The sequence below is a fragment of the Zymomonas mobilis subsp. mobilis ATCC 10988 genome, from assembly GCF_000175255.2.
Classification (GTDB): Bacteria; Pseudomonadota; Alphaproteobacteria; order Sphingomonadales; family Sphingomonadaceae; genus Zymomonas; species Zymomonas mobilis.
Map to the genome: position 1 here is coordinate 1,017,622 of NC_017262.1, position 19,390 is coordinate 1,037,011.

Here is a 19,390-nt window from a genome sequence, read left to right on the forward strand (position 1 = left end):
CTGGCCTCAATATTTGCAGTTTTGGGAATGGCGCGGTTTATAACAGCGGACTGACTAATCGCGCCAGATTTTCCATGACTTTACAATAGCAGGGGCGCAGGCGCCATGCCGCCTTACTGACTTCATCGGCATTTTTTAGATAATCCATTTCGATATTTTGAAGCTGGGCAATAGCTTCTTTATCGTAAATGATTAGGCTGACTTCTTCATTGAGCAAGAAAGAGCGAATATCGACATTACTGGAGCCAACCATCGCCAATTTGTTATCAACACTGATATGCTTGGCATGGAGGAGCTTGTCTCTGTAGCGATGGATATGAATACCGGCGCTTAGCAATTCTTGATAATAGCTTTTTTGTGCCATGCTAACCAAGATTTGGTCGGCAATTTTCGAGACAATAATGTCTATCCTGACCCCGCGTAAGGCCGCCGTTTTTAAAGCCGCCAGTAAATCGCTATCAGGGATAAGATAGGGTGTAACGAGCACTATCTGTTTTTTTGCGGCGTAAATGCCGGTAACCAGCATCGTTTCGAAACCGGCCAAACGGTAATCTGCCCCGCTGGGTAACAGCTGTAAAATATGGCTACCTTCTTTGGGGGGCACCAAATGAGGTGTGTCCCTCATTCTATCAGGTAATGCCCCGCTTTCGAGATACCAGTTTATCGCGAAGAGCGTTTCCATTTCAAAAACGATGGGCCCTTCGACCCTGACTGTTAGTTCCTGATTAACAACGCCCGGCCGCCAGTCGCGATTGATAATATTTTGTGATCCAGCATAGCCAATCTTGCCGTCTATAATGAATAATTTTCGATGATTTCTCATATCCCCGCGTGTCCGCCCTCTTAACAGGCGAAAGGGCAGGGCTTCCCTTGCATCAACTCCAAGGCTTTTTAATTGCTGGATAACCTGTTTACCGGAGCGGCGTGATCCCAAGGCATCAATCAATATCTGGCAATTAACGCCTCTTTTCGCGGCGCGTCCCAAGGCAGCAATAATCTGTTGGCCGGAGCGGTCGCTATCAAAAATATAGATAACGAGATGAACATGTTGTTCGGCTTTATCAATATCGGCGGCGAGATGATCAAAAAGCGCCTGATAATCAGAAATATAAAGCATCCGGTTACCCGATAAGGCGGGCATATGACCAAGGTTTTCAGCAAGATCGGCAGCCAAGGCCGCTTCGGCAGGGAGAGAGGCTACCGAATTTTGTAATTTTTGCCTTTGTTCTTCCAGAAAAGATTTGAGATTGGCAAAACGTTCTGCGCGCCATGACGGAAAACGTGCCTGACCAATCATCAAATAAAGAAGCAAGCCCAGAGCCGGTTGAAAAAAAATCAGCAACAGCCAGCTACTGGCGGCTTGTGGTGTCCGGCGCATGGGAACGATGACGAGCATCGTCAAGCGTATCAGCCACGCGACTACTTCATAAAAACTTCCAAGCGTCATTAAGGTCATTGCCGGACATCTGAACAGAAAAAGGGAAAATAATGTATCATTAAAAATAAGAGAAAGGGCAAGTTTAGGGTTTTGAAAGATGAGATGATAGCCGATCTACCGACTGATCTATCAACATCGTGTTATCAGGGTAACAGTTAATGGCAGGCGCGTTTCGGCCATTTTTCCAGATGATATATTTATCTTTGATAATTAAGCTGTGACTCATATCGCCATAGCGAACGTCTTCGCTAGTTTTAACCTGTTGCAATGTCATGGAAGATCCATGCCGGAATGTCAGCTGGACATCATGGTTAAGATCCCTGAACAGAGTATCCATGCCTAGACCATCATCACAACGATAATAAACCCGATGATGGCTGGCCATTACCTTGCTTTCATCGGCGAGGGCGCAGCCGCCCAAGAGAAGGCAGAGACAAGTTATAAGGACTGTATTTTTTTTGATACGCATAATTTTAGAGCGCCGTTATTCGATTAAGCCATTGTTTTTTCATGGGTAGTTTACCTTTTAAAAATCAAAATAGACAAGTGTGATTATATTGTTTTTTAGGCCTTGTTTTTAATATTTTGACATATTTTATTTGATCTTATTTCTATTGGGTTTTTGCCTTTATCCCTTGTTCTTTATGTTTTTTATTGTTGGCATAGCGGCGTGTTATTCTTGGATAGTGATATTGATTTTCAAAATTTGTTAGAGTTGTATTATTTTTTCTAAAAAATGAATCATTTTTTTTGAAACAAAAATAAATAATCTTTGTTCTAACCTTCAAAGAACACGTTAGGAGAAGATCATGCGTTTCCAAGATAAAATTGTCGTTATTACCGGCGGTGGTAATGGTATGGGAAAAGCCGCAGCAGAGCGTTTTTCTTCGGAAGGGGCGATCGTTGTTCTGGCTGATTGGCAGATCAAAGATGCTGAAGAAGTAGCGGCTTCCTTGCCGAAGGATCGGGCATGGCCTTACAAGATTGATGTTTCAGATCCCGATGCCGTCAAAAAAATGATGGATGATATTGCGGCAAAATACGGCAAGATTGATGTTTTGGTGAATAATGCCGGTATTTTAATCCCCGGTAAGATTATGGATGCTTCGGTCGAGGATTGGAAAAAGATTTCATCGGTCAATATTGATGGTGTTATCTACTGTGCCAAATTCGCGATGCCTTATCTCATAAAATCCAAGGGTTGTATTGTTAATACGGCCTCGGTTTCTGGTCTGGGTGGCGATTGGGGTATGGTTTATTATTGCACCACCAAAGGTGCGGTTGTGAACTTTACCCGTGCTTTGGCCTTGGATTCAGGCGTGAATGGTGTTCGCGTCAATTCGGTTTGCCCTTGCCTCGTTAAAACCAAAATGGCGGCTAATTGGCCGGAATCTGCCCAAGCCCAATTTAAAAATCGCGTTTCTTTGGGGCGTATTCCTGAAGCTGAAGAAATTGCGTCGGTTATGGCTTTCCTTGCCAGCGATGATGCCCGCTTTATCACGGGTGTAAATTTGCCGGTTGATGGTGGAGCAACGGCTTCAGATGGTCAGCCGCATTTGGGATGATAACCGCGCTCTCCCTATTTTCTTGGTAAGTCTGAAAATGGCGAGGCTTTGGGAACAAGGCTTCGCCATTTTTTAAGCGATTGTTTAGATTATTTTGTAGCCGTGCTGTGTTTTGGCTTGGATATATTTTTCTAGGGCGCTTTGGGCTTCGGAAAGAGAAGAAAAAGAGAGGGCCTCTCGAAAATTATGGCGGCATTTTTGGCCGATGCGTCCCCAATCTTTCTTGATGATCCAGTCGTTGAACAAGCTAGGCGACAAGTAAAGCTGATAATAGCGATACATATTTTTAGCGGGATCAATATGCTCAAGATGAACGATCATCAGCCATAGCCTTTGATGTCTATTAGACGATCGTTTTAAAATAATAAAATAAAAGTAATTTTACAATTATAGGAAAAGAATAAAATTCTTTTTACGCAGAGAACGAGGCTTCAGATTTCTAGTCTCAAGACATAAATCTGTTTGTTTTTAAGGATTTATATAAAGGATAAAGCGAAATTCGCGATAAGAAATAATGGTCGGGGAAAGAGGATTCGAACCTCCGGCCCCTGCCTCCCGAAGGCAGTGCTCTACCAGGCTGAGCTATTCCCCGACGATTTAAAGATAAGCTTGAAAAGCCTATCATTGCCTGATGACGGCTCTCATATAACTTGCATGATCGTCTGGCAAGCAGAATTATACAAAAAACAGGAAAATTTTGATTTTTTAGGGTTGGAAATAGGCCAGAGCGCGTTTTTGTTAAAATTTCTATCTTTTAAAGACTGTGTTTTAAAAATGGTGTTTTCTTAACAGCCTTTTGTAAATTTTTATGGATATGGCCAGACTGGGGCTGGCTGAGAAGTCGATATCGGCTATATCCTCGGCTTGATCGGCGGTTCCTCTTGGAATTTTTTCTGGTTGGTTTTTGTCTTTGCTGTTTGGATCTCTATCAATTTATGCCTTCTTTATCTGAAATAATGCTTATTTTTGCCCGCGCTCAAAATGGCGTAATTGGCAAGGATAACACCATGCCTTGGCATATTTCTGCTGATTTGAAACATTTTAAGGCCTTAACGCTTGGTCATCCGATGATTATGGGGCGGCGGACTTTTGAGAGTTTGCCCGGCTTGCTGCCGAAAAGGCCACATATTGTTTTGACCCATAATCATCATTGGCAGGCGGAGGGTGCCGAAGCCGTTTGTGATTTGGAAGAGGCCATAAAAGCTGCTCGGAAATATAGTAGCCAGATCGCGGTGATTGGTGGAGCCAATATTTTTCAACAATTTTGGGATAAAGCGGATCGGATCGAACTGACCGAAATTTATCGCGATTATTCCGGTGATACCTTTGTCGATTTGCCGGATATGAATCATTTTTCTTTGGTAGGACAAGAGGATTTTAAAGCAGAAGGTGAATGCCCTGCTTTTAGTTTCAAATCATTTCTAAGGAAATAAGACTACAAAAGAAGAAGGTTGTTTTATTCTTTTAGTGAATCATTGCCTTAATGTGATATAATTCTGATATATTCGAGAAATATACAGATAATTTTTTGTCATCATTAAAGGCTATCTGGGGAAAACACTGGTTATAGGTAATATTGATCGGCCTATTCTTTTTTTGAAAATCGCTTGAATCGTTTTCTTATTGTGGAAATTTATACGCTATTTTAGAAAAAGGATATTTTCAGGGCTTTTCTTTTTTTGTCACTTTGCTTATGCCTTTTTCACCTAAAGATTGCCTTTTTTAGCAGTCTTTCATGGGTAGCGCCTGTGTTCTTATGTAAATCGAGACTATGACCTGTCTTTTTAGTGACGCCCCGATACCCGATCATTTATATGGCGCTATTGTTGCGCTTGGTAATTTTGACGGCTTCCATTTAGGCCATCAGGCTGTGGTAGCGGCAGCGGTAGCCCGTGCCCATGCCGAAGGTCGCCCCGTTATTGTCGCGACTTTTGATCCGCATCCTGTGCGTTTTTTCTGTCCCGATTTGCCGCCCTTTGCTTTGACGACTATCCCGCAACGCGCGCGTTTGTTTGAAAAAGCGGGCGCTGATGCGACTTTCGTCATTCGTTTTTCGGAGGCCATGGCGAATTTAAGCCCCGAAGAATTTATTCAACAGCAAATTATCGACCATTTGAAAGCGGCAGGCGTTGTCACCGGACGTGATTTTACCTTTGGTAAAGGGCGAAAAGGCGGCGTTGATTTGTTGCAGGCGATGGGACAGAGTTTAAATATTTCTGTCGATACTATTATGCCTGTTTGTGATCAGCAGGGCGCTATTTCCTCTACCCGTATTCGAGAGGCTTTGAAGCAGGGCGATCCCGAAACGGCAGCCCGTCTTCTTAGTCGGCCTTTTACGGTTGAAGGCGTTGTCCGTCATGGAAATCAGGTGGGTCGTCAACTGGGATTCCCAACGGCCAATCTATTGATGGGCGATTATGTTCGACCTGCTTATGGTATCTATGCGGTGAAGGGGCGGTTGCCCGATGGACGTTATCTTGATGGCGCCGCTAATTTAGGGATACGTCCCAGTTTTTCTCCGCCAACAGAATGGCTGGAGCCTTGTTTTTTTGACTGGGAAGGCGATATCTACGATCAGACGATTGCCGTTTCCTTGATTGCTTTTTTACGGCCAGAGCAAAAATTTAAGGGTATGGATGCCTTGATTCAGCAAATAGGCGAGGATTGTAAGGTTGCCCGCGCCTGTTTAAGCGAATATGTCATTGATCCTATCTAAAATAGACAACAATAATCGGATAGATATCGCTTTACTGTAAACAATCCTGTTTCTTCCAAGGAGGCTTTACATTAAAGGTATCTTTCCTTTCTTATCCCGTTTCGTATCAGAGCTTCATTATGTCCGATCAAAAATCTGCCGATGCTACCCAGGCGCGCGACTGGCGTCCGACTGTCTTTTTGCCAAAAACTTCCTTCCCAATGAAGGCTGGATTGGCAAAAAAAGAACCAGAAATTCTGGCGCGTTGGCAAAAAGAAGACCTTTATCAGCAGTTGCGCGAACAGCGTAAAGGCGCGGAACGCTTTATCCTGCATGATGGCCCGCCTTATGCCAATGGCGACATTCATATCGGTCATGCTCTGAACAAGATTTTAAAAGACATTATTATGCGCAGCCAAACCCTGTTGGGGAAGGATGTGCCTTATATCCCCGGTTGGGATTGTCATGGTCTGCCTATCGAGTGGAAAGTCGAAGAGCAGTTTCGTAAAAAGAAACTGAATGTCGATAAAGACGTTAACGCGGTCGAATTCCGTCAGGAATGTCGGAAATATGCCGTTCACTGGGTCGATACCCAGCGGCAGGAATTCAAAAGATTGGGTGTTTTAGGGGAATGGGATAACCCCTATCTGACCATGAATTTTGAAGCCGAGGCTATTATTGCCGGTGAGTTGATGCGCTTTTCTGAAACCGGTCAGATTTATCGTGGTGCCAAGCCGGTTCTGTGGTCAGTCGTTGAAAAGACCGCTTTGGCTGAAGCTGAAGTTGATTATGCCGATGTCGATTCTACCACGATTGATTTGGCCTTTAAAATCACGGACAGCAAAATCCCCGAATTAGTCGGTGGCTATGCCGTTATCTGGACGACCACGCCTTGGACGATTCCAGCCAACCGTGCTTTGGCTTATGGCCCCGACATTGATTATGTTTTAGTCGATTTGAACGGCAAGCATTATCTTTTCGCAGAGGTCTTGCTCGAAGACAGTCTGAAACGGATTGGCCATGAAGGGGATGCGCCTGTTTTATGGCGGGGTAAGGGTGCCGAATTAGATGGCAGCATTGCTCAGCATCCGATGTTTGAAAAAGGCGGCTTTTTTGCAGAGCCTCGTCCGTTTTTGGGTGGCAGCCATGTTACGACCGAAGCCGGAACCGGTATCGTCCATATGGCACCTGATTATGGTGAAGACGATTTCCTTCTTTGTAAGGCGCATAACATTGATCCGGTTTTTGCGGTTGAAGATGATGGTCGTTACCGGAAAGATTGGCTGTGGATGGGCGGTGAAGGTCTGGTTATCTCGCCGAAAATCAATGCGGCTGATGGCCCGATCTGTTCTGATTTAAGAGAAGTCGGGGCATTATTGGCGACCTCGGTTCTGCACCATAGCTACCCCCATAGCTGGCGTTCAAAAGCCAAGCTGATTTATCGTTGCACCCCGCAATGGTTTATCGCTCTTGATCGTCCAGTAGAAAAGGGAGCGATCGCCGGAAAAACCCTGCGCGAAACCGCTTTGAAAGCCATTGATGAAGTGAGTTGGTTCCCTGCCAAAGGGAAGAACCGGATTCAGACCATGGTTGAAGGCCGGCCTGATTGGGTTATTTCCCGTCAGCGGGCATGGGGCGTTCCGATCACCCTTTATGTCAATCGCGAAAGCGGCGATTATTTGCGCGATCCAGAGGTCAATGCCCGTATTCTGGCGGCTTTCCGCAAAGAGGGTGCCGATGCTTGGTTTAAAGCCAATCATCAGCTTTTCCTTGGCGATAAATATCGCCTTGAGGATTATGAACCCGTTAATGATATTTTGGATGTATGGTTCGATTCCGGTTCGACCCATGCTTTTGTCGTTGAAGCGCGTTATGGTGAGGGCACTCGCGCCCAGCTTTATTTAGAAGGATCGGATCAGCATCGCGGTTGGTTCCAGTCATCCTTGCTGGAAAGCTGTGGTTCGCGGGGACATGCTCCTTATGAAGCGGTGTTGACCCACGGCTTTACCTTGGATGGCACTGGCCGGAAAATGTCGAAATCGGTCGGTAATGTCATTGATCCTTTGAAGGTTATCAATGAAAGCGGCGCCGATATTCTGCGTATGTGGGTGGCTTCGACAGATTATAATGAAGATGTCCGTATCAGTAAGGAAGTCTTGTCCGGCACATCGGATGGCTATCGCAAATTGCGGAATAGCTTCCGTTACTTGCTGGGGGCTTTGGAAGGCTTTTCAGAAGAAGAAAAAGTCGATTTAGCTGACTTGCCGGAATTGGAAAAATACATCCTGCATCTTCTGGCCGAGCTGGATCAGGCATTGCATGAATCGGTCAATGGCTTTGCCTTTAACCGTTATCTCCGCTTGCTGTCTGATTTTGTGAATAATGATCTTTCGGCTTTCTTCTTCGATATTAGAAAAGACCGCCTTTATTGCGATGTCGGTGAAGCTGCACCGCAAGGCACCGAAGAGCGGCGCGCTTATCGCACGGTTTTGGATATTCTGTTCCATGCTTTGGTACGCTATGCGGCGCCTATCTTATGCTTTACGGCAGAAGAAGTCTGGTTGCATCGCTTCCCTGACGCGGGATCAGTTCATCTTTCCGTCTGGCCAGAAGTTGATGGCCAGTGGAAAAATGCGGTTCTGGGTGAAAAATGGGCGGTTATCCGCGAACAACGCCAGATCGTAACGGAAAAAATCGAACCGTTACGGCGTGAAAAAATCGTGGGTTCCAGCCTTGAAGCTGAAGTCACCTTGCCAGTTGATGCGGCTACTGCGAAGATTCTCTCTTCAGTTGATTTTTCCGAAATCTGTATCACGGCTAAAATCAATCTGGTTGATGCCTCGGATGCTGCAATAACGGTTGATCGCACCCAAAATCATAAATGTGGTCGTTGCTGGCAGCATCTTCCCGAAGTGGAAGAAGATGGCGCTTTATGTGATCGTTGTAAGTCGGTTGTTGGTGAATAAGGCGTGACAGAAAAAGCGATAGCGTCTGATTCCAGAAATAAAATCAGGGTGGCCGGTTTTCTGGCTGCCCTTATCGCCTTATTTTGTGACCAGTTTAGTAAATACTATGTTGCTCATCCGTTGCATCTGCCAGAACGGATAGAAATTCAGATATTGCCTATTTTCCAGTTAAAATGGGTTTTGAATTACGGTATTTCTATGGGCTTTCTGACCGCTGGAAGTGATGTAGGACGGTGGCTTTTGGTGGCCTTGACGGCGGCTATTGCTTTGGCTGTTGTTATTTTGATCCTACGGGAAAAGCATTTTTCTTCGGCTATGGCGCTTGGGCTTGTATTAGGGGGCGCTATCGGTAATATCACTGATCGGATACGGTCAGGGGCTGTTGTCGATTTTCTCGATTTACATTTTGGTAACTGGCATCCTTTTTTGGTTTTTAATGTTGCAGATGCCGCCATAAGCTGTGGGGTTGTCTTTCTTATCCTGCGGTCATTATGGTCGAAAAACGAGGATGATAACAAGGCTGCCTGATTTTGAGGTGAGCTTCTTTCTATCTATGAAATTTCGGGATTGAGACATAGCCTTCTTTCCGAATCTGCTGGAGCTTTTAATGTGATGATAAAAACGACCAAGAATAATCCTGTTGCCCCCTTGTTGAAAAAATCAGCTATCATCATGATGGGATTGGCGGCAGCGATTACGGCTGGTTGCACCACACATAAATCCAAACCCGGGGTTTTCGCCAACCCGAATGCCAAAGAAATGGAAGCCACCCGCCAGCAGCCTTTGGTTATTCCGCCTGAATTTACTTTGGCTCCGCCGAAACCTGGTGCGCCACGTCCTCAAGATACCGACAGTTCAACGCAGGCTTTGGCCGCGATGTTTGGCCAGCCTGCGGTTAAAGCCGCGGCAGAAAGAGGATTATTGGAAAAAGCCTCGGCCAAGCGCGCCCAACCCGGTATTCGGAGTTCGGTAGGCGATCCTCAGACCGAGACGGTTAATAAAGGTGGTTTGACAAGTGATCTTGTTGCATCGCCCGCCAAGCAGGATGATTTGGCCGTGGTGAAGGCCGGAGGACAGGAAGCGCCTTCTGTCCCACCGGTAACCTATAAAAATATGCCGCAATAAAATTCAGATCGGGGGATTAACGCCCCCGATAAGGTGGCACGCCTTGTTCTGGCAACCAAACATCCTGCGGGGCGGCGCCACTTTGCCAGAAAACATCAATCGGGATGCCACCGCGAGGATACCAATATCCCCCAATACGCAGCCATTGTGCCTTCATTTCTGTAAATAGTTTTTCACCAATGCCGACGGTGCAATCTTCGTGAAAAGCTCGATGATTGCGGAAAGATCCCAAAAATAATTTAAGTGATTTGGATTCGACAATCAGTTTGTCCGGCACATAGTCGATAACCAGATGCGCGAAATCCGGCTGTCCCGTGACAGGGCAAAGCGAAGTAAATTCTGGAATCGCAAAGCGAATAAGATAGTTTTTACCTTGCCGAGGATTGGGCACATAATCGAGGGAAGCCTCTTCCGGTGATTGGGGGATGGGGCTGTTTTTACCTAAATGAGTGGTTTGCATCTATTTATATTACCCTGTTTTGTATGATATAAAAACACCAGATTAAAATAGGATATCCAGTATTGCCGATAGTTTTTTAGAAAATTGTCGCTATTTTTTTCTTTCAAGGAGTGAAATTAAACATTGTTGAATATGGTCAGGTATTTTTTAATGTTAAATTTCGCTTAAAGACTGCTGTCAGGATGAATTGCCTTATGAAGCTTTTGGTAACGCCAGAGTGGCTATATCGGAACCTCGCTAACCCAAGGTTACATGTTATTGATGCAGGGAGCTATCCGCCAGACGTCGATACCAAGGCTTATGATGAATATTGTAAGGCGCATATTCCGGGGGCGCTTTTTCTTGATAACCATCTTTTAAAAGATCAAAATGCACCCTTACCGCGCATGGTGCCAAGCCTCGAAAAAGTTGAATATGAATTCGGGCGGTTGGGATTAGATCCCGACGATATGATCGTTATTTACGATAATTTATCTTTACCTTCGGCTGCCAGAGCATGGTGGCTGTTTATGTTGCATGAATATCGTCATGTGATGATTTTGGATGGCGGCTTCGCCCGTTGGAAAGCTGAGCGTTTGCCCGTTGAAAGCGGCGCGGCGATCGCGCCTTCTCCGATTATATTGCAGCTTTCTCGCAATGAAGCGCTCATTCGCACCCGTAATCAGGTAATGCATAATATCGCTTCCGGGCATGAAGTGGTTGTCGATGCCCGTGCGCCCAAAGTCTTTAGTGGCGAAGCTGTTGCCAATCCGGCACTTGCCCCCGGTCATATCCCGCATAGTCTTAATTTGCCTTATGAAGAAATGCTGGATGCCAATGGTTGCTGGAAAACGCCGACGAAAATCGAGAAGGCTTTTGTCAGCAATCGGATAAATCTTGAGCAGCCTTTATTATTCACCTGTGGTGCAGGGCGAACGGCTCCAGCCTTGTTATTTGCTGCCCGTCTTTTAGGAAAAAGAGATGTATCCCTTTATGATGGGTCATGGGAAGAATGGGGCAGCGATCCTGATACACCCAAAGAAACGGGGCCTGCCTTCCGTGAATCGACCCGTCTGATAACAGCGGGTCGCCGTCGTGAATGGGTGCGCGGGAAAGGTGGGTCAGTTGTTAACCCACCTGTCTGGCGCGCTTCGACTATTCTGTTCGATTCTGTTGAAGATTTAAGAGAAGCCTCAAGCCATCCTGATGACCAGCTTTATTATGGTCGTCGTGGCACCCCGACCCAATGGGCATTGAGTGAGGCTTTGACAGAATTGCATCCCGGCGCAGAAGCGACGATGCTGTATCCATCAGGTGTGGCCGCTTTATCCATGGCTTTATTAAGTGCTTTGGAAGCCGGCGATGAGTTATTGATGGTTGATAGTTGTTATGAACCAACCCGCGTTTTTTGTGATACCGTTTTGAAAGCGCAGGGAATCAATGTCACTTATTATGATCCGTTAATTGGGCAAGACATTGAACAGCTGTTTACCCCGCAGACACGGGCTATTTTTATGGAAAGCCCAGGAAGTCTGACCTTTGAAGTGCAAGACATCCCCGGTATTTGCGAAGTTGCCCATCGCTATTCTATTACGACCATTCTTGATAATACTTGGGCTACGCCTTTATTCTTTCCTGCGATTGAGCGGGGCATTGATCTATCAGTGATGGCCTGCACCAAATATATTACGGGTCATTCTGATACGATGATGGGATCAGTGACAGCTATTCCTAGTCATATTGATAAATTAAAGCGGATTAGCAATCTATTCGGGCAATATGTCAGCCCAGATGACGCCAATTCTGCCCTTAAGGGGTTGAGGACTTTGGAAGTCAGGCTGAAAGCGCATGAGAAAAATGCCCTTAAAGTCGCCAAATGGTTGAGCGAACAGCCGGAAGTAGCTTGGGTATTACACCCAGCCTTGTCTTCTTGTCCGGGGCATGAATTCTGGCATCGGGATTTTAAAGGTTCATCCGGTTTGTTTAGCTTTGTCCTTGAAGGGGGCGATGACCGCGACCGCACGGCTTTGATTGATAGCCTTGAACATTTTGGTATCGGTTTTTCATGGGGCGGCTATGAAAGTTTAGCTTTGCCGGTTGATCCGCAGCCAATACGGACGGCGGCCAGTTGGCAGGCGGCTGGCCCTGTTGTCCGTTTACATATCGGTTTGGAAGATCCCGATGACCTGATTGAAGATCTGGCTTTTGGATTGAAACGCTTTAAGGCTTCGAGAGATCAATCCGGCTTTTAGCCCAAAATTCCCCTTAAAATATAGTTTCCGGCTTGTTATTCTTTAAAAACAAGCCGGAAACAGGCTTTCCAACCTCTGACAGGATCGTTAGAGAGAAAAGCAATAAAGCCTGTTTTAGGTTTAATTTTTTCCTTTTTAGTAATCGCGAGACCGACATGAAAATCAGTGGCGTCGATATTCGGCCCGGCAATATTCTTGAATATGAAGGTGGCCTGTGGCGGGCTGCGAAAATCCAGCACACCCAGCCCGGTAAGGGCGGGGCCTATATGCAGGTTGAAATGAAAAACCTGATTGACGGACGGAAAACCAATGTCCGTTTCCGTTCGGCTGAAACCGTAGAGCGGGTACGTCTGGATACCAAAGATTTTCAATATCTGTTCGCCGATGGTGACATGCTGACCTTTATGGACAAAGAAACCTATGAACAGATTTCTTTGCCGAAAGATTTGTTGGGTGATGCCGTCGCTTTCTTGCAGGACGGCATGGATGTCGTCATGGAATTATATGAAGAAAAACCGATTTCGGTTCAGCTGCCTGAACAGGTAGAAGCCGAAATTGTTGAAGCCGATGCGGTGGTTAAAGGTCAGACGGCTTCTTCTTCCTATAAGCCTGCCATTTTGGATAACGGCGTTCGCGTGATGGTTCCGCCTCATATCACGGCTGGAACGCGGATTATCGTTGATGTGAACACCCAAGAATATGTGAAGCGGGCAGACTAATGGCAGCACCTGGTCTTATTTCTATTATGGAGCGCGCTGCACGTAAGGCAGCGCCGCTTCTGAGACGTGATTTCGGTGAAGTTCAGCATTTGCAGGTCAGCCGTAAAGGCCCCGCTGATTTCGTTTCGATCGCTGATAAGCGGTCGGAGAACACCATTTATGAAATCCTGAAACATGCCCGCCCCGATTGGGGTTTCTTGGGTGAAGAAACCGGCGCTATCCCAGGTGATCCGACCAAACCGCGTTGGATTGTTGATCCCTTGGATGGCACCTCTAACTTTCTTCATGCGATTCCGCATTTTGCTGTTTCGATTGCGGTTGAAGAACCGCGTCCCGATGGCACGGGTGAAATCACCCAAGCCTTGGTTTATCAGCCAATTACCGACGAAAGTTTTTGGGCTGAAAAAGGCCGTGGGGCATGGTTGCATGACAGCCGTATTCGCGTTTCTTCCCGTCGTAATTTGAATGAAGCTTTGATCGCAACGGGTATTCCCTTTGCCGGTCATGGTAATTTCGATCAGTGGGAAGCTATTTTCCGCCAGATTTCACCAGAAGTCGCAGGCACCCGTCGTTTTGGTGCTGCCGCCCTTGATTTGGCATGGGTCGCGGCCGGTCGTTTCGACGCCTATTGGGAATCAGAGATTTATCCTTGGGATGTCGCTGCTGGTATGTTGTTGGTTCGCGAAGCGGGCGGTTTTGTAACCGATTTCCGTGGCGGTGATAAGCCAATTGAACGGCGCGAATTTTTGGCAGCCAATAGCGGTTTGCATTCTAAACTGCATCGTTTGGTCGCAACGGCTTTAAAAAATATCTAAAGGTAAAGGATTCTCTTTATCTTGAGAAAAGACGGTAGCAGGGAAGGTTCTTTGCTGCCGTTTTTTTATTTTTTTATCTATTTTAAGAAATAAAGCCGAGTCGTCTGTTGCCTTTGTTTTTGGCTTTTTATCATTGCTTGAGCCTTGGCATTTCTTGCTGAAAAACAAAATTTATGAAGTCGGGTTCCTGTCCAAAAGATAAAACGTGCTGACGACACGATAAAAGACATTTTTTTGTTATTCCCGAAATCACTAAAATCATCTTATGATGCCAGTTATCATCTGAAAATCTTTTTCGAGCTTTTCGGGTAAAAGTTTTTCCCCATATTTTCGTAACACTTTGTCAATATTTTTGTGACAAATTTGGAAAATGTATCGGTTTATTCCCGCCTAATTTCAGGAGGAGAAACCGGACTGGCGTTATTGTAAGGATTGAGGTGGCGAAATGAAAAGAAAGCTTGGTCGTCGCCAGTTATTAACTGGCTTTGTTGCCCTTGGCGGTATGGCGATTACAGCTGGTAAGGCGCAGGCTTCTTTACATCAGCCGGGATCTGATTTTCTTCATTGGGGTAATGTCAAAGAAAAGCGGTTAGCTTTTCGGAATGTTCATACAAATGAACGCATTGATGCCCGTTTCTTTGGTAAACATGGTTATGATGATGAAGGACTGGCCGAAATCAATCACGCTTTAAGAGATTGGCGAACCGGTGATATTACCGAAGTCGATACCGATCTTTTAAATTTGTTGGTTAAAATTCGCGACCGTCTAGACATCTCTGCTAACCAGCCTTTTGATCTTATTTGCGGTTATCGTTCTCCCATCACAAATCGTCGTTTGCATGAGCGTCGTGGACGCCATAGCGGCGTTGCTGTCCATAGTCAGCATTTATTGGGTAAAGCGACCGATATTGCTATGCCGGGGGTTTCTTTGAACCATCTGCGTATGGCCGCCGAATTCGATCAGCAAGGGGGTGTCGGCTATTATCCCGAAGATGGTTTTATCCATGTTGATACGGGACCTGTTCGGAGTTGGATGGGCTAATTCCTGAAATATAGCCTATAATAAAGCCTGAGTGTAAAAACTCAGGCTTTTTTTGTTTTTCATTTTAAGCGATTTCGCCTTTGACCGCCTGATCGAGCACTGTATTGAAATGGGCAACCGCTTTGTCTTCGCCTTCTTTCGCTTTCCAAATACCGGCGCAGACGGCGACAAAATCAGCACCAGCTTTGACGATAGGCGCTACATTCTCGGTTGTGATGCCTCCAATAGCGACAGAAGGCAGTTCAAAAAGAGTTGCCCACCATGACAGAATTTCAGGACGCGCATAGTAGCGGACATCTTTGCTGGTCGTCGGGTAAAATGCCCCAAAAGCGACATAATCTGCCCCTTTTTCACCGGCAATCATCGCGAGATGACGGCTATTGTGACAGGTAACCCCGATTTGTGCCGAAGGTCCCAGAATGACACGAGCTTCAGCGGCATCACCGTCACCTTGCCCCAGATGAACCCCGTCGGCACCCAGCCTTTTGGCGAGAGAAACGCTATCATTGACGATAAAGGCAACATCTCTATCGGCACATACCTTTTGTAGAGGTTCAGCCAGTCGGGCGATGGCATGTTCATTTAGACCTTTTAATCGGAGTTGAAAGGCCGAAACATCGCCTCCGTCAAAGGCTTTTTTTAATCTTTCAACGAAATGCTCATCTATTTCCGGCGGAGAAATAAGATAGAGGCCGCAGGGATTCTCAGATGGCCGTTGATAATTATTAGTGAAGGCATCCAGTGCTTCATCATTATCGGTCAAAATTTCATTTTCTGCCATTATGCTTCCTTTGTGCCATATATCGGCCTTGCTTGATGATAGCTTTTAGCAAAATAATCACCGGTTGCGCAGTATTTAAAGCATTATTTCGCTATCGACCTTCTATCTTTTGTTGCAAATTAGCGGTTGCGATACCGCCTGACATAGCTATTTACGGGAATGATTATAATCCTTGTCATAAGGCCTTATAAACAAGAGCATTATAACCGTGATGATAGTGTTTAAATACTTTTGAAATTTTATTATCTGGACAATACTTTATACCCTGTCCCTTTTGATTATCGGTATTTTCTGTTTCGCCGTAATAATGAATATGTTTTGAGGGGGCTATCTGTCCTGATAGGAAAAGCACGAACCGGAAAAGCGCAAGAGGAAAGGCCGAAATATAATGTCAGCTAAAAACGCTTATTTCATCGTTTTTGCGAATGAGAAGGGGGGCTCGGGAAAGTCAACGACAGCGGTTCATGTCGCGGTGGCGTTGAGCGCTAAAGGCCTGAAAGTGGCGGCTGTTGATCTTGATACACGTCAGCGGACTTTTGCCCGTTATATGGAAAATCGTGTCGAAAGCGTAAAGCGGATTGGCATGGATTTGCCGACCCCTGAGACGAAAGTTTTTGATCCCGACAGCGGGGACGACCTGAATCTTTTGCTGGATGAGCTTTCCCAGAATTATGATTTTGTTATTGTTGATACGCCAGGACGTCATTCTTCCGATATCCGCTCGGCACTTGAAAGAGCGGATAGTTTGGTAACGCCTATCAATGATAGCTTTGTCGACCTTGATCTGATTGGTCAGGTTGATCCTGAAAGTTATCATATCAAACGTCCCAGCTTTTATGCAGAATTGGTTTGGGAAGCGCGGAAAGCTCGCGGAAAACGCGACGGCAAAACGGTTGACTGGATTGTGTTAAGAAATCGGCTTCAGCATTTGGAAGCGCGGAATATGCGCCATGTCGCTTCTGCTATGACTGAATTATCGAAGCGCGTTGGTTTCCGTATTATTTCAGGATTGAGCGAGCGAGTTATTTATCGTGAGCTGTTCTTAAAAGGTTTAACGCTGTTAGATGTTAAGGCTTTGGGTCGTGCCGGATTGGGGCATGTGGCAGCCAGACAGGAATTAAGAGACTTGATTGCAGGCTTGAAATTATCAATCCCAGATCCGAAAAAAGCCTGATGGGTGTGGGTTGGTAAAGATAATTTTAAGATATCGGATGGTAATCAAGAATAACAAAGATATTTTTTGGCCAGATGGGAGCATGGCTTTAATTTCATGCAGATTTTAACGCTATTAGCTTTGGCCTTGGCCTTGTGGAGTTGGTGCCGTCCGGTGGCAGCCGCTCTTCGTATTGGTGATTTAGCGGCCTTAATCGCTGGTCTTGGGGGCTTTTCATTGCTGGTAAAGGGGGAGGTGATCCCTGCGGTTATCGCCATCCTTGGCGCTTCGATCTGGTTTTTAAAACGGCAGAATCATGCTTCTGTGGCAAAAGATCGCGCCAAAAAATATCAGAATTTTCGGGATTCTTTTGCATCTGCTTATAGCACACGTCGGAAGAAAGAGAGCTTTAAGCCTTATAGTCCTTCTAAAAAGCCGGAGAATGATACCGCAAGCCGTTTTCAGAACACCGCCTCCCCAAAAAGCGGAGCGGCTTATTCTACCAGCAGGGGAAAGCCTTATCCTTCGGCACAAAAGGCAACAGTGGCTCCACCTTCTAAAGCGGACAAACGCGCCGATATCATCAATCGTATTCAGAAAATCGGTATCCCACAAAATAGAAGTGATGCTTTGAAATTATTGGGCTTGAACGAACAAGCTGACAAAATTTCTATTAAAAAATCCTATCATCAGTTGATTGCTTTGGTTCACCCCGATGCCGGAGGAAGCGAAGAATGGGCGCGGCATGTCAATATTGCCCGCGATATCCTGTTAAAATTCAATGCAGGTTAACGATATTCATTTTAAAAAAAACAAGAAATTCTTTGATAAAAAAAGGATGCCTTTGATTTATTGGGCTTTTTCGGGCAGCTTTTCTTTTCTTGCTGCGTTATAGCCATCATACAATAGGATTTTCCTGATAGGAGCTTTTAATGTCCCATAAATTTGATCCTACCGTACTGCGTGAATATGATATTCGCGGTATTGTCGGAGAAACGCTTTCCCCTGATGATGCTTATGCCATTGGTCGAGGATTCGCGACCCGTTTGCGGCGGGCTGGTGGTCGTCGGATTGCGGTGGGATATGATGGCCGCACCTCTTCTCCGGCTTTAAAAGATGCCTTGATTAAAGGGTTGACCGAAGCGGGTGTTGATGTCGTCAATATCGGTTTGGCTTCGACCCCTATGCTGTATTTTGCCGAAGCAACCTTGGATGTTGATGGTGGTATCCAGATTACGGGTAGCCATAATCCGGCAGAATATAATGGCTTCAAAATGGTCTTGAAGCATAATTCTTTCTTTGGAAAAGATATCCGCGATATTGGTGAGCTGGCCGCTAAAAGTGACTGGGAAGAAGGCAAGGGCAGTGTCGAAACCGCCGATATTATGGATGCCTATGTTGACCGTTTGGCACAGGGCTATGAAGGCGGCGAATATCGCATTGGTTGGGATGCCGGTAATGGTGTCGGCGGCCCTGTTCTTGAGAAGCTGATTAAAAAATTACCGGGTGAGCATCACGTTATTTATACGGATGTTGATGGTCGTTTCCCGAACCATCATCCCGACCCAACGGTTGAATCCAACCTTGCTGACCTGAAAGCCTTGGTCAAAAAAGAAAAACTTGATTTTGGTTTTGCCTTTGACGGCGATGCTGATCGCATCGGAGCCGTCGATAGTGAAGGACATGTGATCTGGGGTGACCAGATTTTGGCTATCCTTTCTGCGCCCGTTCTGAAGCGTCATCCCGGCGGCACCATCATTGCCGATGTGAAAGCCAGTCAGGCTTTGTTTGATCGGGTAGCTGAATTGGGTGGTAAACCCTTGATGGGACGCACGGGTCATTCTTTGATTAAAACTTTGATGAAAGAAACCCATTCACCTTTGGCTGGTGAAATGAGCGGCCATATTTTCTTTGCCGATCAGTGGTTCGGTTTTGATGACGGTATCTATGCCGCGGTGCGGATGATCGGGGCTGTCCATCAGATGGGTGGTTCTTTGACTCAAATCCGTAAAGATATGCCGAAAATGGTCAATACACCGGAATTACGCTTTCAGGCTTCTGAAACCCGCAAATTCCAAGTAATTGGCGAAGTGCTGGGGCGTTTGACCGCTGCCGATGCCAAGATCAACACAATTGATGGTGTCCGCGTTACTAATGATGATGGTTGGTGGCTGTTGCGGGCTTCCAATACCCAAGATGTTCTGGTCGCTCGTGCTGAAGGACGCGATCAGGCGGCTTTGGATCGTTTGGTCAGCCAGCTGAATGACCAGCTGAAACAATCTGGGATTGAGCCGGTCACAACGACCCATTGATTTTGATGAATGTCTAAAAGAAAGAGGCAGCCATTTATCTGGCTGCCTTTTTTATAAAGGGATTAAGCTTGCTCAAATTTTTTCAGAA

18 protein-coding genes, 1 tRNA gene and 1 pseudogene are annotated in these 19,390 nt (G+C 45.9%); 14 read left to right on the forward strand and 6 right to left on the reverse strand.

Annotated features, from left to right (window positions below; genetic code table 11):
- Nucleotides 1–37: 37 nt before the first annotated feature.
- Complete coding sequence (gene cls / locus ZMOB_RS04480; RefSeq protein WP_014500756.1) at nucleotides 38–1,456, reverse strand: cardiolipin synthase; 1,419 nt, start codon at nucleotides 1,454–1,456, stop codon at nucleotides 38–40.
- A 64-nt stretch (nucleotides 1,457–1,520) separates the two neighbouring features.
- Nucleotides 1,521–1,907 carry a hypothetical protein gene (locus ZMOB_RS04485; protein ID WP_011240247.1) on the reverse strand — a complete coding sequence of 129 codons (387 nt, stop codon included), beginning with the start codon at nucleotides 1,905–1,907 and terminating at the stop codon, nucleotides 1,521–1,523.
- Between the two features lie 340 nt (nucleotides 1,908–2,247).
- On the opposite strand from ZMOB_RS04485, the gene budC reads away from it, so the two are divergent.
- Nucleotides 2,248–3,003 carry a meso-2,3-butanediol dehydrogenase gene (gene budC / locus ZMOB_RS04490; RefSeq protein WP_012817384.1) on the forward strand — a complete coding sequence of 252 codons (756 nt, stop codon included), beginning with the start codon at nucleotides 2,248–2,250 and terminating at the stop codon, nucleotides 3,001–3,003.
- An 84-nt stretch (nucleotides 3,004–3,087) separates the two neighbouring features.
- Here budC and ZMOB_RS04495 read toward each other — a convergent pair whose 3' ends face one another.
- Together ZMOB_RS04495 and ZMOB_RS04500 are read right to left on the reverse strand one after the other, a co-directional pair.
- Nucleotides 3,088–3,324 (reverse strand): WGR domain-containing protein, encoded by a 237-nt coding sequence (locus ZMOB_RS04495; protein WP_014500757.1) that lies wholly within the window; start codon nucleotides 3,322–3,324, stop codon nucleotides 3,088–3,090.
- Between the two features lie 194 nt (nucleotides 3,325–3,518).
- A tRNA-Pro gene (locus ZMOB_RS04500) sits at nucleotides 3,519–3,595 on the reverse strand.
- A gap of 343 nt (nucleotides 3,596–3,938) precedes the next feature.
- On the opposite strand from ZMOB_RS04500, the gene ZMOB_RS04505 reads away from it, so the two are divergent.
- The 5 genes from ZMOB_RS04505 to ZMOB_RS04525 all read left to right on the forward strand — a co-directional run bounded on the left by ZMOB_RS04505 (nucleotide 3,939) and on the right by ZMOB_RS04525 (nucleotide 9,789).
- Complete coding sequence (locus ZMOB_RS04505; protein ID WP_014500758.1) at nucleotides 3,939–4,436, forward strand: dihydrofolate reductase; 498 nt, start codon at nucleotides 3,939–3,941, stop codon at nucleotides 4,434–4,436.
- A gap of 338 nt (nucleotides 4,437–4,774) precedes the next feature.
- Nucleotides 4,775–5,719: a bifunctional riboflavin kinase/FAD synthetase gene (locus tag ZMOB_RS04510; protein WP_014500759.1), complete on the forward strand. Its 945-nt coding sequence runs from the start codon at nucleotides 4,775–4,777 to the stop codon at nucleotides 5,717–5,719.
- A gap of 119 nt (nucleotides 5,720–5,838) precedes the next feature.
- A complete protein-coding gene (gene ileS / locus ZMOB_RS04515) occupies nucleotides 5,839–8,664 on the forward strand; it encodes an isoleucine--tRNA ligase (RefSeq protein WP_014500760.1) in 2,826 nt (941 codons plus the stop codon).
- A 3-nt stretch (nucleotides 8,665–8,667) separates the two neighbouring features.
- Entirely contained in the window at nucleotides 8,668–9,192 is a 525-nt protein-coding gene (lspA, locus tag ZMOB_RS04520; protein ID WP_014500761.1) for a signal peptidase II, read from the forward strand.
- Between the two features lie 84 nt (nucleotides 9,193–9,276).
- Entirely contained in the window at nucleotides 9,277–9,789 is a 513-nt protein-coding gene (locus ZMOB_RS04525) for a DUF3035 domain-containing protein (RefSeq protein ID WP_011240254.1), read from the forward strand.
- Nucleotides 9,790–9,805: 16 nt separating this feature from the next.
- Here ZMOB_RS04525 and queF read toward each other — a convergent pair whose 3' ends face one another.
- Entirely contained in the window at nucleotides 9,806–10,249 is a 444-nt protein-coding gene (queF, locus tag ZMOB_RS04530) for a preQ(1) synthase (protein WP_011240255.1), read from the reverse strand.
- Between the two features lie 194 nt (nucleotides 10,250–10,443).
- Between queF and ZMOB_RS10365 the strand changes: the two are divergent.
- The 5 genes and pseudogenes from ZMOB_RS10365 to ZMOB_RS04555 all read left to right on the forward strand — a co-directional run.
- Nucleotides 10,444–11,238 (forward strand): annotated as a pseudogene (locus tag ZMOB_RS10365) (sulfurtransferase); the annotation flags it as partial.
- A 63-nt stretch (nucleotides 11,239–11,301) separates the two neighbouring features.
- Nucleotides 11,302–12,480, forward strand: a complete 1,179-nt coding sequence (gene metC, locus ZMOB_RS10370) for a cystathionine beta-lyase (protein ID WP_237331529.1) — start codon at nucleotides 11,302–11,304, stop codon at nucleotides 12,478–12,480.
- A 155-nt stretch (nucleotides 12,481–12,635) separates the two neighbouring features.
- Nucleotides 12,636–13,199 carry an elongation factor P gene (efp, locus tag ZMOB_RS04540; RefSeq protein WP_011240257.1) on the forward strand — a complete coding sequence of 188 codons (564 nt, stop codon included), beginning with the start codon at nucleotides 12,636–12,638 and terminating at the stop codon, nucleotides 13,197–13,199.
- A complete protein-coding gene (locus ZMOB_RS04545; protein WP_011240258.1) occupies nucleotides 13,199–14,014 on the forward strand; it encodes an inositol monophosphatase family protein in 816 nt (271 codons plus the stop codon). The genes efp and ZMOB_RS04545 overlap by 1 nt, the downstream gene beginning before the upstream one ends.
- A gap of 445 nt (nucleotides 14,015–14,459) precedes the next feature.
- Nucleotides 14,460–15,056, forward strand: coding sequence for a YcbK family protein (locus tag ZMOB_RS04555; RefSeq protein WP_011240259.1), 597 nt, complete (start codon nucleotides 14,460–14,462; stop codon nucleotides 15,054–15,056).
- A gap of 64 nt (nucleotides 15,057–15,120) precedes the next feature.
- On the opposite strand, the gene thiE is transcribed toward ZMOB_RS04555, so the two are convergent.
- Nucleotides 15,121–15,837: a thiamine phosphate synthase gene (thiE, locus tag ZMOB_RS04560; protein WP_011240260.1), complete on the reverse strand. Its 717-nt coding sequence runs from the start codon at nucleotides 15,835–15,837 to the stop codon at nucleotides 15,121–15,123.
- Between the two features lie 388 nt (nucleotides 15,838–16,225).
- Between thiE and ZMOB_RS04565 the strand changes: the two genes are divergently transcribed.
- From ZMOB_RS04565 to pgmG, 3 genes are all read left to right on the forward strand, one after another.
- The gene (locus ZMOB_RS04565; RefSeq protein ID WP_011240261.1) at nucleotides 16,226–17,011 is read left to right on the forward strand and encodes a division plane positioning ATPase MipZ; all 786 of its coding nucleotides are present in this window, start codon (nucleotides 16,226–16,228) and stop codon (nucleotides 17,009–17,011) included.
- A 96-nt stretch (nucleotides 17,012–17,107) separates the two neighbouring features.
- A complete protein-coding gene (locus ZMOB_RS04570) occupies nucleotides 17,108–17,782 on the forward strand; it encodes a J domain-containing protein (protein WP_014500763.1) in 675 nt (224 codons plus the stop codon).
- Nucleotides 17,783–17,922: 140 nt separating this feature from the next.
- The gene (gene pgmG / locus ZMOB_RS04575; protein ID WP_014500764.1) at nucleotides 17,923–19,302 is read left to right on the forward strand and encodes a phosphoglucomutase/phosphomannomutase PgmG; all 1,380 of its coding nucleotides are present in this window, start codon (nucleotides 17,923–17,925) and stop codon (nucleotides 19,300–19,302) included.
- The last annotated feature ends 88 nt before the right edge of the window (nucleotides 19,303–19,390 follow it).

Coding starts and splice junctions, on each gene's coding strand:
- queF (WP_011240255.1), bottom strand. CDS start 10,249: ATGCAAACCACTCATTTAGGTAAAAACAGCCCCATCCCCCAATCACCG.
- ZMOB_RS04495 (WP_014500757.1), bottom strand. CDS start 3,324: ATGATCGTTCATCTTGAGCATATTGATCCCGCTAAAAATATGTATCGC.
- ZMOB_RS04565 (WP_011240261.1), top strand. CDS start 16,226: ATGTCAGCTAAAAACGCTTATTTCATCGTTTTTGCGAATGAGAAGGGG.
- ZMOB_RS04545 (WP_011240258.1), top strand. CDS start 13,199: ATGGCAGCACCTGGTCTTATTTCTATTATGGAGCGCGCTGCACGTAAG.
- thiE (WP_011240260.1), bottom strand. CDS start 15,837: ATGGCAGAAAATGAAATTTTGACCGATAATGATGAAGCACTGGATGCC.
- ZMOB_RS04525 (WP_011240254.1), top strand. CDS start 9,277: ATGATAAAAACGACCAAGAATAATCCTGTTGCCCCCTTGTTGAAAAAA.
- ZMOB_RS04485 (WP_011240247.1), bottom strand. CDS start 1,907: ATGCGTATCAAAAAAAATACAGTCCTTATAACTTGTCTCTGCCTTCTC.
- pgmG (WP_014500764.1), top strand. CDS start 17,923: ATGTCCCATAAATTTGATCCTACCGTACTGCGTGAATATGATATTCGC.
- ZMOB_RS04510 (WP_014500759.1), top strand. CDS start 4,775: ATGACCTGTCTTTTTAGTGACGCCCCGATACCCGATCATTTATATGGC.
- efp (WP_011240257.1), top strand. CDS start 12,636: ATGAAAATCAGTGGCGTCGATATTCGGCCCGGCAATATTCTTGAATAT.
- ZMOB_RS04505 (WP_014500758.1), top strand. CDS start 3,939: ATGCCTTCTTTATCTGAAATAATGCTTATTTTTGCCCGCGCTCAAAAT.
- budC (WP_012817384.1), top strand. CDS start 2,248: ATGCGTTTCCAAGATAAAATTGTCGTTATTACCGGCGGTGGTAATGGT.
- ZMOB_RS04555 (WP_011240259.1), top strand. CDS start 14,460: ATGAAAAGAAAGCTTGGTCGTCGCCAGTTATTAACTGGCTTTGTTGCC.
- ZMOB_RS04570 (WP_014500763.1), top strand. CDS start 17,108: ATGCAGATTTTAACGCTATTAGCTTTGGCCTTGGCCTTGTGGAGTTGG.
- ileS (WP_014500760.1), top strand. CDS start 5,839: ATGTCCGATCAAAAATCTGCCGATGCTACCCAGGCGCGCGACTGGCGT.
- cls (WP_014500756.1), bottom strand. CDS start 1,456: ATGACCTTAATGACGCTTGGAAGTTTTTATGAAGTAGTCGCGTGGCTG.